The sequence below is a fragment of the Bacteroides xylanisolvens genome, from assembly GCF_018289135.1.
Taxonomy (GTDB): Bacteria; Bacteroidota; Bacteroidia; order Bacteroidales; family Bacteroidaceae; genus Bacteroides; species Bacteroides xylanisolvens.
This window is the reverse complement of record NZ_CP072216.1, coordinates 1,808,386-1,824,437: the sequence shown is the minus strand read 5'-3', so window position 1 is coordinate 1,824,437 and position 16,052 is coordinate 1,808,386. Positions and strand designations below refer to the sequence as shown.

General features: G+C 44.9%; 12 protein-coding genes. 6 read left to right on the top strand and 6 right to left on the bottom strand.

All coding sequences use genetic code 11. The features are described 5' to 3' along the window. Nucleotides 1-10 precede the first annotated feature (10 nt). The 4 genes from INE92_RS07725 to INE92_RS07710 all read right to left on the bottom strand — a co-directional run bounded on the left by INE92_RS07725 (nt 11) and on the right by INE92_RS07710 (nt 4,324). A complete protein-coding gene (locus INE92_RS07725; RefSeq protein ID WP_008022633.1) occupies nt 11-1,324 on the bottom strand; it encodes a sensor histidine kinase in 1,314 nt (437 codons plus the stop codon). Then, nucleotides 1,321-2,661, bottom strand: a complete 1,341-nt coding sequence (locus INE92_RS07720) for a sigma-54-dependent transcriptional regulator (protein ID WP_015531019.1) — start codon at nt 2,659-2,661, stop codon at nt 1,321-1,323. Before INE92_RS07720 ends, INE92_RS07725 begins: the two co-directional genes overlap by 4 nt. A 75-nt stretch (nt 2,662-2,736) precedes the next feature. Then, the gene (locus INE92_RS07715; protein ID WP_074909294.1) at nt 2,737-3,540 is read right to left on the bottom strand and encodes a hypothetical protein; all 804 of its coding nucleotides are present in this window, start codon (nt 3,538-3,540) and stop codon (nt 2,737-2,739) included. Further along, a complete protein-coding gene (locus tag INE92_RS07710) occupies nt 3,521-4,324 on the bottom strand; it encodes a metallophosphoesterase family protein (protein WP_015531021.1) in 804 nt (267 codons plus the stop codon). The genes INE92_RS07715 and INE92_RS07710 overlap by 20 nt, the downstream gene beginning before the upstream one ends. 301 nt (nt 4,325-4,625) lie before the next feature. Between INE92_RS07710 and INE92_RS07705 the strand changes: the two genes are divergently transcribed. Then, nucleotides 4,626-5,300: an ABC transporter ATP-binding protein gene (locus tag INE92_RS07705; RefSeq protein ID WP_004316968.1), complete on the top strand. Its 675-nt coding sequence runs from the start codon at nt 4,626-4,628 to the stop codon at nt 5,298-5,300. 14 nt (nt 5,301-5,314) lie between these two features. Continuing rightward, nucleotides 5,315-7,633 carry an ABC transporter permease gene (locus INE92_RS07700; RefSeq protein ID WP_004316967.1) on the top strand — a complete coding sequence of 773 codons (2,319 nt, stop codon included), beginning with the start codon at nt 5,315-5,317 and terminating at the stop codon, nt 7,631-7,633. 39 nt (nt 7,634-7,672) lie between these two features. Here INE92_RS07700 and INE92_RS07695 read toward each other — a convergent pair whose 3' ends face one another. Further along, nucleotides 7,673-9,034, bottom strand: coding sequence for an MATE family efflux transporter (locus tag INE92_RS07695; RefSeq protein WP_009039523.1), 1,362 nt, complete (start codon nt 9,032-9,034; stop codon nt 7,673-7,675). 150 nt (nt 9,035-9,184) lie between these two features. Here INE92_RS07695 and INE92_RS07690 point away from each other — a divergent pair, with 150 nt between their 5' ends. The 3 genes from INE92_RS07690 (at nt 9,185) to INE92_RS07680 (ending at nt 12,085) form a co-directional block, all read left to right on the top strand. Beyond that, nucleotides 9,185-9,832, top strand: a complete 648-nt coding sequence (locus tag INE92_RS07690; RefSeq protein WP_004316965.1) for an HAD family hydrolase — start codon at nt 9,185-9,187, stop codon at nt 9,830-9,832. Between the two features lie 265 nt (nt 9,833-10,097). Next, nucleotides 10,098-10,919 carry a 3-methyl-2-oxobutanoate hydroxymethyltransferase gene (gene panB / locus INE92_RS07685; protein ID WP_004316964.1) on the top strand — a complete coding sequence of 274 codons (822 nt, stop codon included), beginning with the start codon at nt 10,098-10,100 and terminating at the stop codon, nt 10,917-10,919. A gap of 8 nt (nt 10,920-10,927) precedes the next feature. Continuing rightward, nucleotides 10,928-12,085, top strand: a complete 1,158-nt coding sequence (locus INE92_RS07680; protein ID WP_004316963.1) for an MFS transporter — start codon at nt 10,928-10,930, stop codon at nt 12,083-12,085. Between the two features lie 103 nt (nt 12,086-12,188). On the opposite strand, the gene INE92_RS07675 is transcribed toward INE92_RS07680, so the two are convergent. Then, on the bottom strand, nt 12,189-14,405 hold the full coding sequence (locus INE92_RS07675) for a RelA/SpoT family protein (RefSeq protein ID WP_004316962.1): 2,217 nt from the start codon (nt 14,403-14,405) through the stop codon (nt 12,189-12,191). Nucleotides 14,406-14,511: 106 nt separating this feature from the next. Between INE92_RS07675 and INE92_RS07670 the strand changes: the two genes are divergently transcribed. After that, nucleotides 14,512-16,029, top strand: coding sequence for a DUF4301 family protein (locus INE92_RS07670; RefSeq protein WP_015531024.1), 1,518 nt, complete (start codon nt 14,512-14,514; stop codon nt 16,027-16,029). Nucleotides 16,030-16,052: the final 23 nt, after the last annotated feature.

Here is a 16,052-nt window from a genome sequence, read left to right as displayed (position 1 = left end):
ATATCAATCGTTATTTGAATTTTAAAATAAACGTTGTCTCTTTCTCTCGTAGTAACGTAAGGCTTCCTCCCGAAAGGCGCATGATTTGGCGGGAGATACTAAGTCCGATTCCGCTACCGCCTTCTTTGGTCGTAAAGAAAGGAATGAAGATATGTTCTGCTATTTCCGCTGGGATTTCGGGGCCATTGTTCTTTATCTCAATCCATATTTCTTCCATGTCATTGCAGGACGCCTTCAACTCAATTCTCCCATCCGGCTGATTGCCGATTGCTTGAATTGCGTTCTTCAAAAGATTGATAACTACCTGTGAAATAAGATTCTCATCTGCATATACGATTAAGTCCGCAGGAGTAATCTCTGTGTGGAAACGGATATGCTCACATGGATGCTGATGACAGGCAAGTTCAACCATTCTTTCTATGAATGCTTTCACATAGAACAAGGAGGGTTCCGGTGTCGGTATACGTGTGAATTGCCGGTATGATTCTACAAAGGCAAGCAACCCTTTTCCGGTCGTACTGATTGTTTGCAATCCGTGATTTATTTCTTCGTCTTTATTCGCTGATATTGAAAGAAGCGTATCGCAAAGGGAAGTGATGGGAGTCACAGAGTTCATGATCTCATGTGTCAGTACCCGTGTCAGCCGGATCCATGAATCTATTTCTTTTTCATCCAGTTCGGTATTGATATCATTCAGGGCAAGGATGCGCAGATGCTCTTTGCGTACATTGATTTCCGACACACGGATGGATAAGTTAATCGTTCCCCGTTCATTGTGAAATATGACTTGTAGTTTGTCCCCCGGGCGACAGTTCTCTATTTTCTCCATAAGCTGCGCATCCACTTGACTTAACTGGCGGATATGTGTAAACACATTCAGCCCTAAAATACGGAGTGCTTCTTTGTTCTTCTGATAAACGGCTCCATTGTCATTGAGCACTACTAATCCTGTACTGACAAAGTCGAGAATCAGTTCGTAGTATTTCTCTTGCTGGGCTGTTTCAGCTTTCACGCTATATAAGATATGTCCCACGCGGTTGAGTGCCCGGTTTATTTCTTTGCTTTCGGGAGTACCGTTTTCTTCGGTAAAATGAAATGTATTATCATTATTCTCGAGCGCATCAATCATAAAAAGCACCTGTTTGGTGTGGAGGCGATAAAGGCGGATTTGCCAAAGTATGCTAAGAACCAATAAACAAAGACTGACTCCTAACCAGCTGTATGATTGATGTATACCGAACCACACGGACGATATACAGAAAAGTACCGTCAGCAAGACTCTGAACCAATATTGAACACCTACTTGTTGAAGCTGCACTGTCATAATCCGAACTTTTTCATCTTGTTATAAAGAGTTTGCCTGGTTATTCCCAGTTGGGCGGCTACTGCCGATAAGTTTCCTGCACAAGTGTCGAGCGCTTTCCGTATCATCTGCATTTCCATCTCTTCCAGCGTAGAAATACTTTTCTCCTGACTCTCCGTCCGTGGAATGGATAATTGGAACAATTCGGCGGGAACGAGCGGACTGTCATTGATGATAACGGCCTTTTCAATCACGTGTTCCAGTTCACGGATATTACCATACCAAAGGTGTGCTTTCAATTTATCTTTAGCGTCGGGAGTGAACTTCATCAATGTCTTGTCATATTGTTTGCAAAAGCGTACCATGAACCTTTCGGCCAATGGAATAATATCTTCTTTCCGTTCCCGCAAAGGAGGAATCTCTACATGAATGGTATTGATGCGATAGAGCAAATCTTCCCGGAATTCACCTTTCACTACCATCTCTTGCAGATTCCGGTTGGTTGCGCATATCAGTCGGATATGAATGGGAATCGGCGTGTTGCTTCCCACTCTCACAATGCTTCGTCGTTGGAGGACGGTCAGTAGCTTTGCTTGCAGGTGGTAAGGCAGGTTGCCTATTTCATCGAGAAACAGCGTACTATTATCGGCAGCCTCAAATTTGCCGGTCCGGTCGGTGTGTGCGTCGGTGAAAGAACCTTTAACGTGTCCGAAAAGCTCACTTTCAAATAAAGACTCTGTGATAGTCCCCATATCCACTGCAATCATTTCTTTGTATTTGCGGTTGGAAAGGAGATGAATCTCCCGTGCCAGCATTTCTTTCCCCGTTCCGTTTTCGCCTGTTATCAGGATATTGGCGTCGGTAATGGCTACCTTTTCAATCAATGAGTGGAGTTGCTGCATCACTTTGCTTTCTCCCCAGTACATAGGTGAGTGGGTGGTTTCTTCTTTGCTGCCCGTTTTCTTGTCGTTGTGCGTAGAAGCTGCTGCGGTTTGCAGGGTTTCCACCAGTTTTTGGTTATCCCAAGGCTTGACGATAAAGTCGGTTGCTCCTTCTTTAATCCCCCGGATAGCCAGTTCGATGTCGGCATAAGCCGTAAAAAGTACGACCGGAAGTTCCGGACGTACTTTCTTTATTTCATGCAACCAGAATAAACCCTCATTACCGGTGTTGATGCCTGATGTGAAATTCATATCCAACAAAATTACTTCCGGTGTTTCTTCCCTTATGACACTGGACAGGGTGACAGGAGAGGAGAGTGTGACAATCTTGGAAAAATAACTTTTCAGAAGGATTTGTACGGCAGTCAATACTCCTTTATTATCGTCTACAATGATGATTGTTCCTGATTTACTCATTTTCGTTTAAGTTTGTAAAGCGCAAACTTACGAAAAAGTGAGTTATAAATCATAATTCATAAATCATAAATTCTTTTATAACCACTGGAACTTCAATCCGAATGATAAACTAAGATAATCACGGGGACGGAGATAGCTATTGTTTACTGCACTGATAACATACAGGTCGCACGTACTTATTTCATAGAAAAAAGTCACCGACTTGGCTAAAAATCTACGTTGCGGATCAATATCGTATGTCAACCGTTGTCCCATGAAAACATGAAAACGTACTTTGCTGGAGAAACCATAGTAACCTTTCGGATAACGTTCCGGCTCATTCACCCAAAACTGGTCGCCAAACACGGTATTCACATAAAGCCCGCAGGTAAGAGGTTCCGTAGAGAAGCCCTTTCCGATATTAATGCTCCAGGGCATATAGTTCTGCTTGAGCGTCATGGTTACTTTGGCCTTCTTTGACGAATATTTCGGTATAAATCCGAGCAATATATCCGTTTCCCACTGATTATGTTTCCCGTAATCCCATCCCGTACCGAAAGAAAGTAATCCCATGTTTCCGGCATACTGTATTTTGGAGTGCGTCGGGATAATCCGTTCCCAGTGACTGCGGAAACGGTGAATCCGGTTATCGTAACGACTGTGTTTCACCTGCTTCGGTGTAACCGGCAATACAGAGTCCGCTCTGATGATCGTAAATATAGAATCTCCTGTGCGAAAAGTGATAATTGAATCATCTTTGATAATGAAACGGAGTGAATCAGCCTTGTACGAGTTGATGATTGTATCTGCTTTACAAGTAGCTGAAATCAGACCGGGAAGTAACAGAAGTACGGATAATACTCCTGCGCGCAAGATATAGTTAGTATTTAACCAGTTCATATTCATATTTTTCCGGGGTTATTGTAAATACCAGATAAGTACGGAGATCCATGCAATCACTGGTAACATAATGTATTCCATCATCAAAAATCACGTCATCCTGAAAGTGATGTGTGTGGGCAGCTGTACAAAACTGTATTCCCGGGTATTGTTTGACATAATGTTGGAATACTTTTGCCACATTATCATTGAATACATCTGTGTAGGGGCGTGCGTGCATACTAATGACTGTTTTTTTGAATTCGTCCTGTCTGTTCGTTAACTCTTGTTCCATAAAGGTGAAGTTCGGCACCGGTTCAGAGTAGTCATACTCCAATGCATTGGTGTTCAGACAGATAAATTTGACGTTGCCTGCAATAAAAGAGAAGTTAGTGGGACCGAATACTGCCTTGTATGTTTCTGCTCCCGTCCCCAAACAATCATGGTTGCCGATAAGGACTACATAAGGCACGTTAAGTCCGTTCATGATATCCCTTTGCCAGAGAAACTCTTTGGTTAGTCCGAAGTCACTCATATCGCCTCCGTGAATAACGAAGTCGATATCATTCCGTTTATTAATCTCTTTCACGAAATCTTCCGTTTCATCGTACCATCGTTGTGAGTCGCCCATAGTCACAAAGCGTATGGTCGTTTTACCCTGGCAGTTTGCTTCTATTCTTTCGATATTATGTGCGTTGACCTCTGTTTCGCCGCTGATACGGACGTCATATGGATGGTAATCTATCATGCCGCATCCGGAAAGTAAAAAGCACGATAAGAATACATATACATTCTTTCTCATCATAATTATTTTGTTTATAGTCTAGAAAACTAAATGCAAAGATAAAGTTTTCTATTTGGATGGACAATCGGCTAACAGGCAAATAGGACTCTTTGAACAATAAATGGGAGATATGGAACAGTATCGATTTGTCTAATAATCAGACAGGACCGTCTAATTATTAGACAATGCTTGGGAAACTAGGAAAAGATAAATGATTGAAAATGAATAGCCATTCTTGTTTGGCATACTTTCTGCATGACTAAAAACGTCAATAGTAAAACTGGAAATAAATCTATGTAGAACAACATCATAAATAAACAAGATGATACAGATTGAAAATATTAGTAAAGTATTCCGTACTACCGAAGTGGAGACGGTCGCATTAAATCATGTAAACCTTGAAGTAAAAGAAGGAGAATTTGTTGCTATCATGGGACCGTCTGGTTGTGGGAAATCCACCTTATTAAACATCCTCGGCCTATTAGATAACCCCACTGAAGGCTCTTATCTGTTGATGGGAGAAGAAGTAGCCGGTCTGAAAGAAAAGGAGCGTACCCGTGTCCGTAAAGGTAAACTGGGCTTTGTATTCCAGAGCTTTAATCTGATAGACGAATTGAACGTCTATGAGAATGTGGAACTTCCGCTCACTTATTTAGGTCTTAAATCTTCCGAACGTCGCCGAATGGTAGAAGACATTCTAAAAAGAATGAATATCAACCACCGTGCTAAACATTTTCCTCAACAGCTTTCCGGCGGACAGCAACAACGGGTGGCGATAGCCCGCGCGGTTGTAACCAATCCTCAACTCATCCTTGCCGATGAGCCTACGGGTAACCTTGACTCAAAGAACGGAGCGGAAGTGATGAATCTGTTGACGGAACTGAATAGAGAGGGGACAACCATTATCATGGTGACCCACTCACAGCACGATGCCAGTTTTGCACATCGTACCGTACATTTATTCGATGGAAGTATTGTAGCAAGTGTAAAGGCATAAACAGAGAACCAACCATGAGACAAATCTATTATACTATACGTACCTTATTGCGTGAATGCGGATCGAATATCATACGAATCATTTCCCTTTCTTTAGGGCTTACTATCGGTATTCTGCTTTTTTCGCAGATAGCCTTCGAACTAAGCTATGAGAAATGCTATCCGGAGGCGGAACGCCTGGCACTCGTACGTTGTCAGATGACTAATCTTAGTACAGGCGAAACCGCAGGTGATGATGGAGAGATCGGTTATGACTATACTGTTTTCGATGTGGTGGCACCTACTTTGGCAGAAGAAATGCCGAAGGAAATAGAAGTAGCCAGTAGTGTCCTTTCGATGGGAAGTGCCAATATTTATTATGAAGATAAACTGTTGCCCGATGCAGATTACATCTTTGCGGATACTTGTTTCTTTCAGACTTTCGGCATACCGGTGTTGGAAGGCAATCCCAAAGATATGATTATGCCCGGAAGCGTTTTTGTTTCGGAGCATTTTGCCCGTGAGACGTTTGGAGATGAAAGCCCTGTTGGTAAAGTGCTTTCTGTTGAAAAACAAAACACACTGACCATACGTGGGATCTACAAAGATGTACCGGAAAACACGATGCTCACCCATGATTTCGTGATATCTGTTCATCAGAATGGAGGGTATCATGCAGGAGCCGGCTGGAGAGGAAATGATGTCTTTTATGCTTTCCTTCGTTTGCGCCATGCTTCGGACATTGACAAAGTGAATGCTGACATTCAGCGGGTGATCGGTAAATATACCGCATTAGAGTTTGATGGCTGGAAAATTGAATTTAGCGCCATTCCATTGGTGAAACGTCATCTGGCTTCTCCCGATGTACAAAAGCGTTTGGTCATTTACGGATTTTTGGGCTTTGCTATCTTCTTTGTGGCTATCATGAACTATATGCTGATATCCATTGCTACTTTAAGCCGTCGTGCAAAAGGAGTGGGAGTGCATAAGTGCAATGGAGCCAGTTCCACTCATATTTTCAGAATGTTTATGGCAGAGACGGGAATCCTTGTCATTCTTTCCGTATTGCTTAGTTTCTTACTGATAATCAATGCGCGTGGTCTGATTGAAGATTTACTTTCCGTCCGTCTTTCCTCACTTTTCACTTGGGAAACGTTGTGGGTACCGTTGCTCACTATCCTTGTTCTCTTCATACTGGCAGGTGGCATACCGGGACGATTATTCTCCCGTATCCCTGTCACGCAAGTATTCCGCCGGTATACAGATGGGAAGAAAGGGTGGAAGCGTTCGTTGTTGTTTGTGCAGTTTACAGGAGTTTCTTTCGTCTTGGGATTGTTGCTGGTCACTCTGTTGCAGTACAGTCATCTGATGAGCCGTGATATGGGTATCGTCGTGCCCGGATTAGCTCAAGCGCAGACATGGTTGCCTAAAGAATCGGTGGAGCATATTAAAGACGATTTGAACCGCCAGCCGATGGTAGAAGGAGTGACCGTTGCCGTGAATGGGGTGTTGGGCGAGTACTGGACACGCGGACTGATGGGAAATGACGGTAAGCGGATTGCTACCCTTAATTTCAACTCCTGTCATTACAACTATCCTGAAGTAATGGGTATTAAGATTATAGAAGGTACTACGCTGAAAAAGCAGAACGACTTATTGGTAAACGAAGAACTGGTGCGTCTGATGAAATGGACCGACGGAGCAGTAGGTAAAACAGTGAATGACATTCAAGGAACGATTGTAGGCGTATTCCGTGACATTCGCAATAACAGCTTTTATGGGTCGCAATCTCCTATTGTCCTAATTGGAGATGAAAATGCCAACCACGCCTTTGATGTCCGCTTGAAAGAACCATATAACGAGAATCTGAAACGTCTGAACGAGTTTGTAGAAAACACCTATCCGAATATATCCTTGCGTTTTATCCTAGTAGATCAAATGGTGAAAAATATCTATAAAGACGTATACCGCTTCCGCAATTCCGTCTGGATCACTTCCGCCTTTATCCTGCTGATCGTTATCATGGGATTGATTGGCTATGTGAACGATGAAACCCAGCGCCGGAGCAAAGAGATAGCTATCCGGAAAGTGAATGGAGCCGAAGCATCTCATATCCTCGGATTACTGACACGTGACATTTTATACGTTTCAGTGATTTCTATCCTAGTAGGCACTACCGTTTCTTATTTTGCAGGACAGGCATGGCTCGACCAATTTGCCGAGCAGATTGATTTGAATCCATTGCTTTTTGCTGCTACGGCCTTGTTCGTCCAATTACTGATTGTAATCTGTGTTGTTCTGAAAGCATGGCATATCGCGAACGAGAATCCGGTCAATAGCATTAAAGCAGAATAAGCCGAATAGAATAAATGGCAGAATAGGGCAGACACCGCCTTATTCTGCTACTACCGGATGCTGTTTGGAAACCTTCTTGATGTAAATCATCAGACTGACAACGGCTGTAATAAACGCCAGCGCATCCGATACCGGCATACTGATCCAAATTCCTTCCAATCCCCACCAGTTAGGGAACAGTAATAAGCAAGGCAAAAGATAAAGCAACTGCCGCGTCAGCGAAAGGAAAATACTGATTTTAGCCTTGCCGATACTTTGGAAGAAGTTACCGATTACAATCTGTGCCCCTACAAACGGGAACATCAACACAGTCAGCCGGATACCGCCTACCGCCAAATCAATCAACTCATCGCTATCGGTGAAGAGAGCCGATACGGCATGAGGGAAAAACTCACAAATCACGAACCCGCTGCTCGTAATCACTACCCCGGAGATAATCCCCAGTCGCAACGTTTGTTTCACCCGGTCTATCTTTTGTGCGCCGAAGTTGTAGCCCACGATTGGCTGCATCCCCATAGTCAGCCCCAACACAATCATTACATAAAGCGTCAGCAACCGATTGATGATACCATACGCACCGATAGCCATATCGCCCCCATAATTTTGCAAACTGTTATTGATGATAATCACGATGGCACACGCACACACATTCATCAGGAATGGAGACATACCGATGGCGAAGATACTTTCTACAATCCTCGGTTTCATTTTCCAGATATTCCCTTCAAAATGCACCGTACTGTCTTTCTTGGTGAAGTGGCTCACCACCCACACCATACCAATCAACTGCGAGATAACCGTTGCCGTAGCCGCACCCCTCATTCCCCATTCGAAGTGGAAGATAAAGATAGGAGCGAGGATGATGTTAGCCACCACCGTTACCATTGAAGTAAGCATAGCCTTTTTGGGGTATCCGGTAGCGCGCATCACGTTGTTCAGCCCGATCATTGTGTAAGTGATGGGAGTTCCCAGCAAAATCACCTGCATAAAGCTGCGTGCATACGGAAGGGTGTCGGCGCTGGCTCCGAAAAAAGTCAGTATATCATCCAGGAAGATAAAAGATAGAATACCGAAGAAAAGAGAATTTGTGATACAAAGCATCAGTGTATGTGACAAAATTTCCGTAGCCCCTTTCATATCCTTCTGTCCCAGACGGATAGAGGCGAGGGTAGACCCACCAGCCGAAACCAGTGTACAGAAAGCGACAACAAGATTCATCAGCGGGAAGCTGATAGCCAGTCCGGCAATAGCCATCGGTCCTACGCCATGTCCGATGAAGATACTGTCAATGATGTTATAGATAGAAGTAATCGTCATTCCGATAATCGCAGGAATGGAATATTGTAACAGCAATTTGCCGATACGTTCTTTGCCTAAAATGTGCGGGTCGTTCTTGCTCATGCGCCAGTAGATTTTGTTGGATAAAAACGTATGTTACGTTTTTTTTAGCTTTGCAAAGGTACGAATTATTTGCCTGATTCGATGATTATTCGGAACTTTGCGGCGATAGATACACAAGGTTTAACGTTTTAGGTAAAAAGACAGTTTAATATGAATACAACGAAAACAATTGCAGCACTTTTCGACTTTGACGGTGTCATCATGGATACAGAAACGCAGTACACTGTTTTTTGGGACGAGCAAGGACGGAAATATCTGAATGAAGAAGATTTCGGACGCCGTATCAAGGGACAGACGCTATTACAAATCTATGAAAAGCATTTCGCGGACAAACCCGAAGCGCAGCTCGAAATAAGCGCTGAACTCAATGTTTACGAGAAAAAGATGTCCTACGAATACATCCCCGGAGTAGAAGCCTTCATAGCTGATCTTCGTCGGAACGGTGCAAAGATAGCCGTAGTCACCAGCTCCAACGAAGAGAAGATGGCCAACGTCTACAATGCCCATCCCGAATTTAAAGGAATGGTAGACCGCATCCTGACAGGAGAAATGTTTGCCCGTTCAAAACCCGCTCCCGACTGTTTCCTGCTGGGAATGGAAATCTTTGAAGCCACCCCCGAAAACTCCTACGTCTTTGAGGATTCTTTCCACGGCCTGCAAGCCGGCATGACTTCCGGGGCAACCGTGATCGGACTTGCCACCACCAACTCACGCGAAGCCATCACCGGAAAAGCCCATTATATAATAGACGACTTCACCGGCATGACATACGAAAAAATGATATCTCTCCATAAATAACGGCATTATTTTTAAATAGTTACCTCACTTATATTATATTAATAAATGAAATAAGAAAAATAACCGAGATAAATAAAAATAGTGAGACCCACCCATCCTTTCAAATGCCTTCCAACTATCCAAGCGAAGCATTTGAAAGGATTTTTTGCTTTTCTTTCCCAGTTATGAATTAAATGTTATAACTTTGCCGCAATTTTTGAAAGCGTCCAAATGCGCAGACATCAATGACATAAATCATAATTCATAAATCATAAATTAAAAAGACATGGCTGGTTATATATCAGATGACACAAGAAAGGTGACTACTCATCGCTTGGTTGAAATGAAACAGAGAGGCGAAAAAATATCTATGCTGACTGCGTATGATTACACAATGGCACAGATTGTAGACGGTGCGGGAATGGACGTAATCCTGGTAGGCGACTCCGCTTCTAACGTAATGGCAGGTAACGTGACTACATTACCTATCACGCTCGACCAAATGATTTATCATGCCAAATCCGTAGTACGTGGTGTAAAGCGTGCGATGGTGGTAGTTGATATGCCTTTCGGATCTTACCAGGGCAATGAGATGGAGGGACTTGCTTCCGCTATCCGCATCATGAAAGAAAGTCACGCTGACGCATTGAAGCTCGAAGGCGGTGAAGAAATCATCGACACGGTGAAACGTATCGTATGCGCCGGTATTCCTGTGATGGGACATTTGGGACTCATGCCTCAATCCATTAACAAATACGGAACCTATACCGTACGTGCCAAAGACGAAGCCGAAGCCGACAAACTGATTCGCGACGCCCATTTATTGGAAGAAGCAGGCTGTTTTGCCATTGTACTCGAAAAAATCCCCGCTACCCTTGCAGAGCGTGTAGCTTCCGAGCTCACTATTCCTATCATTGGAATCGGTGCCGGCGGTCACGTAGACGGTCAGGTATTGGTTATTCAGGACATGCTTGGCATGAACAACGGATTCCGTCCGCGTTTCTTACGTCGTTATGCTGACTTGTACACGGTGATGACCGACGCCATCAGCCGTTACGTTTCCGACGTGAAGAATTGCTACTTCCCCAACGAGAAGGAACAATATTAAGATAGTATATGGCAGTTAAATTGTGGACAGTTCATTTTATGCGGATATGTGTAGCTAATTTGCTGTTGTTTATATCCTTGTATGTGTTATTTCCGGTACTTTCCGTAGAGATGGCCGACCGTCTCGGAGTGCCGGCCGCACAGACAGGAGTAATCTTTCTTTTTTTCACCTTGGGGATGTTCCTCATCGGTCCTTTCCATGCCTACCTGGTAGATGCCTACAAACGTAAATACGTATGTATGTTTGCCGCTGCCCTGATGGTAGTGGCGACGATTGGGTACGCCTTTGTGACGAACTTCACAGAACTAATCCTGTTGAGTACCGTGCAAGGACTGGCCTTTGGCATAGGCACTACTGCCGGTATCACCTTGGCTATCGACATCACCAACTCCACACTGCGGAGCGCGGGAAATGTCAGCTTCTCGTGGACGGCACGTCTGGGAATGCTTTTGGGGATTATCCTCGGAGTGTGGCTCTATCAAAGCCACTCATTCCAAAACCTGCTCACTGTATCTGTCATAACCGGAGCTGTAGGAATTCTCATGCTATCGGGGGTATATGTACCTTTCCGTGCGCCGATTGTCACTAAACTCTATTCCTTCGACCGCTTCTTATTGCTTCGTGGATGGGTTCCCGCTATCAACCTGATTCTGATAACATTTGTTCCGGGCTTACTGATTCCAATGGTACACCCTTTCCTAAACGATTTCGTACTCGGAAACGTGGGAATCCCCGTACCGTTCTTTGTCGGCACAACCCTCGGATACATTATCTCCCTGTTCATCGCGCGCCTGTTCTTTTTTAAAGAGAAGACACTGCGCTTGGTCATTATAGGAATCGGGTTGGAAATGGTAGCCATGTCCTTATTGAACACAGACCTTTCGATAGGCATCTCTTCCGTACTCTTGGGATTGGGTTTAGGTTTAACCATGCCGGAATTCCTGATGATATTTGTGAAACTATCCCATCATTGCCAACGCGGAACAGCCAACACTACCCATTTGTTGGCAAGCGAAGTTGGTATCTCCCTGGGTATCGCTACTGCGTGCTACATGGAATTAGATACAGACAAGATGCTCCATACCGGACAGATGGTAGCTTCTATCGCTTTGCTGTTCTTCGTATTGGTCACTTATCCTTATTATATAAAGAAGAAGGTAAGATAAAATAGACAGAAGAACAAAAGAACATATTTCAGGAGTGATGATTGTTTTTTGATTTTCATCATACGTATCCAAAAATATGTTCTTTTGTTCTTCTGTCTTAACTTTAATTCCTGCTCACCTGTTTTACTCCCTTCACCGTCCGTAATTTCTTGATAAGAGCCTCCAAACGCCCCGTATCACCCACCATTACCGTCAGTGTGCCAGAGAATAACCCATCGTTCGAATCAATACCGATAGAACGTAGCGTGATACCATTCTCTTTCGAGATGATCGAAGTAATATTTGTTACGATACCAATATCATCATGTCCTACAACGCGCAGCGTGATCGGATATTGCGTACCTTCCGACTTGCCCGCCCAGCGAGCCTTCACAATCCGGTAGCCGAAACGTTCGCGCATCTGGTTCGCGTTCGGACAATCCGACCGGTGTATCTTGATACCGCCGCTCACCGTTACGAACCCGAACACATCATCGCCATAAATCGGGTTACAACATTTAGCCAGTTTAAACTCCAGTCCTTTCAGATTCTGGTCAATCACCAGTACATCCTCTTTAGATGTCGTTTCCTCCTGCGCGGTTTGCAAATTATACCCTTCGGCACTCCGATAAACAATTTCATCGTGCGTATCGCTGTCCCGTTTTTGCTGCTCAATGTATTTATCCAGAATCTCGTTCACATCCAGTCCGCCATCGGCAATCCGTTGATAAAACTCCGTCACGTTCTTGAATCCCAAACGCTTGATGAGGCGCATCATGGTCGCTTCATCATACTCCAGTTTGCGGTTCTTGAATTTTCGTTCCAGCGTCTCTTTGGCAAACGCATGTTGGCGTGCCACCATCTCTTTGAGCGCCTGGCGTATCTTGGTGCGTGCTTTGGAAGTCGTCACGATGTTCAGCCAGTCCTGTTTCGGAGTCTGGGTATTTGAAGTCATGATCTCCACCTGGTCGCCGCTGTTCAACTTCTGCTTCAACTGCACATTCTTGCCGTTCACTTTCGCGCCGATACACTTGCATCCCAACTTACTATGTATATGGAAAGCAAAATCGAGCACCGTAGCCCCTTTAGCCAGCTTGAACAAATCCCCCTTGGGCGTAAAGACAAACACTTCATCCTCGTAGAGATCCATCTTAAACTGATCCATCACCTTCATCGAGTCGTTGTCCGCGTTCTCCAATGCCTCCCGCACGGAAGTCAGCCACTCGTCCAAGCCCGTTTCTCCTTTGATACCTTTATATCTCCAGTGCGCAGCCAGTCCGCGTTCCGCGATCTCGTCCATCCGTCGGGTACGTATCTGCACTTCCACCCATTTCCCTTCCGGGCCCATCACGGTGATGTGCAACGACTCGTAACCATTACTCTTCGGTATTGAAAGCCAGTCGCGCAGACGCTTCGGGTTCGGCTGGTACATATCCGTCACAATCGAATACACCTGCCAGCACTCCTGCTTCTCCTTCGCCGGATCCGGTTCCGAATCCAGGATGATACGGATGGCGAACAAGTCATAAATCCCCTCAAAAGGAGTCTTTTGCTTCTGAATCTTGTTCCATATCGAATGAATCGACTTCGTGCGTCCCTTGATGTCGAACTTCAGTCCCGCTTCCGCCACCTTCTTTTGGATCGGTTCGATAAAAGCGGCGATATACTTGTCGCGGGAAGCCTTCGTTTCGTTCAGCTTATCCTTGATGAAATAATATGTCTCTTTCTGCGTATATTTGAGAGACAAATCCTCCAGTTCCGATTTTAGCTTATACAATCCCAGCTTGTGGGCCAGCGGAGCATACAGATACGCTGCTTCGTTTGCCACCTTGATCCGGTCCTCCTCGTTGCCTGTATCCTTTATTTTGCGCATCACGTTCACGCGGTCGGCAATCATAATCAGGATTACGCGCATATCCTCCGCAAACGACAGCAGCAGATTACGGAAATTCTCCGACTCGATGGCAGGGCTTTTGGCATACAGCTCGTTCGTCTTCACCAATCCCTTGATGATACTTGCCACGTCTTCACCATATTCGGCGTTCACCTCGTCGATAGACAATACATGGCCTTTCACGATTTCGTGCAACATGATCCCGATCAGGCACGAACCTTTCATACCGATTTCCTCGGCAACGATCACTGCTGTTTGTAAATCTCTGATGACGGGATTCATCCCGAAGTTATTGCGTTGCAGACCGTTACATTGGGCCGCCTTGATAAGATGTTTCTTTAACTTTTGGCAATCTCTCCAGAAAATACTGTCTCCGGCAGACTGCAATAAATGTCGATAGAGTGAAAAAAGCTCCTTTTTTTCCTCCAATGTAAAAAAGTCGTCCATATTCAATCTTGTTAATTCGATGTAAAAGTAGTTTTTTTTCCGGTTATTCGGCAAGAAGTAAATAACATTTTGTATTTTTGGGCATCAATTAATAAAATTAGATATTATGATAACGACACAGGACAAAGAGTTGCTTGCCAAGAAAGGCATCACGGAAGAGCAAATTGCAGAACAATTAGCATGCTTCCAGACGGGATTTCCCTTTTTAAAACTGGATGCGGCAGCTTCCATCGAAAAGGGCATATTAGCTCCCGACGCAGAAGAACAGAAGGCTTATCTGGCCGCCTGGGATGCATATACAAACACAGATAAGACTGTTGTGAAGTTCGTGCCTGCCTCCGGTGCTGCAAGTCGTATGTTTAAGAATCTATTCGAGTTTCTGTCCGCCGATTATGACCAGCCGACTACCAAGTTCGAGCAGGCCTTCTTTGACGGAATCAAGAATTTTGCTTTCTATGACGATCTGAATGTGGCCTGTCAGCGAATCTCCGGAAAAGACATTCCCGGACTGATGGAAGAAGGCAACTATAAAGCAGTGGTGTCCGCCCTGCTGGAGACTGCAGGACTGAACTATGGCGCACTACCGAAAGGTCTGCTCAAATTCCATAAATATCCCGAAGGCTCCCGCACTCCGATGGAGGAACATCTTGCCGAAGGCGCTCTGTATGCAGCCGGCAAGAGCGGCAAAGTGAACGTACACTTCACCGTGTCTACCGAACACCGCGAACTTTTCAAGAAGCTCGTGACGGAAAAAGTGGACGACTTCGCCAAACGTTACGGCGTAGACTATTACATCACCTTCTCCGAGCAGAAGCCAAGTACCGACACCATTGCTGCCGATATGGACAACCAACCGTTCCGCGACAACGGCAAACTGCTGTTCCGTCCCGGTGGTCATGGCGCGCTGATTGAGAACCTGAACGACTTGGACGCAGACATCATCTTCATCAAGAACATCGACAACGTAGTGCCCGACCGTTTGAAAGCCGACACCGTTACGTATAAGAAACTGATTGCCGGAGTGCTCGTGACCCTGCAAAAACAAGTATTCGAATACCTCACGCTGCTCGACAGCGGCAAGTATACGCACGACCAGATGATGGAAATGCTTCAATTCCTGCAAAAGAAACTCTTCTGCAAGAATCCGGAAACAAAAGATCTCGAAGACTCCGTACTGGCCATTTACCTCAAAAACAAGTTCAACCGTCCGATGCGTGTCTGCGGAATGGTGAAGAACGTAGGCGAACCCGGCGGCGGTCCGTTCCTTGCTTACAATAGCGACGGAACCATCTCCCTGCAAATCCTCGAAAGCTCGCAGATCGACATGGACGATCCGGAGAAGAAAGAAATGTTCGAGAAGGGTACGCACTTCAATCCGGTAGACCTCGTATGCGCTGTGCGTGATTATAAAGGACATAAATTCGACCTGGTGAAATATGTAGATAAAGCCACCGGCTTCATCTCCTACAAATCGAAGAACGGTAAAGACCTGAAAGCCCTCGAACTTCCCGGTTTGTGGAATGGTGCGATGAGCGACTGGAATACCGTCTTTGTAGAAGTTCCTCTTTCTACCTTTAACCCGGTGAAGACAGTGAATGACTTGTTGCGTGAGCAACATCAGTAATTGTATATCTATGTTCACCACAG

Coding starts and splice junctions, on each gene's coding strand:
- INE92_RS07675 (WP_004316962.1), bottom strand. CDS start 14,405: ATGGACGACTTTTTTACATTGGAGGAAAAAAAGGAGCTTTTTTCACTC.
- INE92_RS07715 (WP_074909294.1), bottom strand. CDS start 3,540: ATGAACTGGTTAAATACTAACTATATCTTGCGCGCAGGAGTATTATCC.
- INE92_RS07680 (WP_004316963.1), top strand. CDS start 10,928: ATGGCAGTTAAATTGTGGACAGTTCATTTTATGCGGATATGTGTAGCT.
- INE92_RS07690 (WP_004316965.1), top strand. CDS start 9,185: ATGAATACAACGAAAACAATTGCAGCACTTTTCGACTTTGACGGTGTC.
- INE92_RS07720 (WP_015531019.1), bottom strand. CDS start 2,661: ATGAGTAAATCAGGAACAATCATCATTGTAGACGATAATAAAGGAGTA.
- INE92_RS07705 (WP_004316968.1), top strand. CDS start 4,626: ATGATACAGATTGAAAATATTAGTAAAGTATTCCGTACTACCGAAGTG.
- INE92_RS07725 (WP_008022633.1), bottom strand. CDS start 1,324: ATGACAGTGCAGCTTCAACAAGTAGGTGTTCAATATTGGTTCAGAGTC.
- INE92_RS07695 (WP_009039523.1), bottom strand. CDS start 9,034: ATGAGCAAGAACGACCCGCACATTTTAGGCAAAGAACGTATCGGCAAA.
- INE92_RS07700 (WP_004316967.1), top strand. CDS start 5,315: ATGAGACAAATCTATTATACTATACGTACCTTATTGCGTGAATGCGGA.
- panB (WP_004316964.1), top strand. CDS start 10,098: ATGGCTGGTTATATATCAGATGACACAAGAAAGGTGACTACTCATCGC.
- INE92_RS07670 (WP_015531024.1), top strand. CDS start 14,512: ATGATAACGACACAGGACAAAGAGTTGCTTGCCAAGAAAGGCATCACG.
- INE92_RS07710 (WP_015531021.1), bottom strand. CDS start 4,324: ATGATGAGAAAGAATGTATATGTATTCTTATCGTGCTTTTTACTTTCC.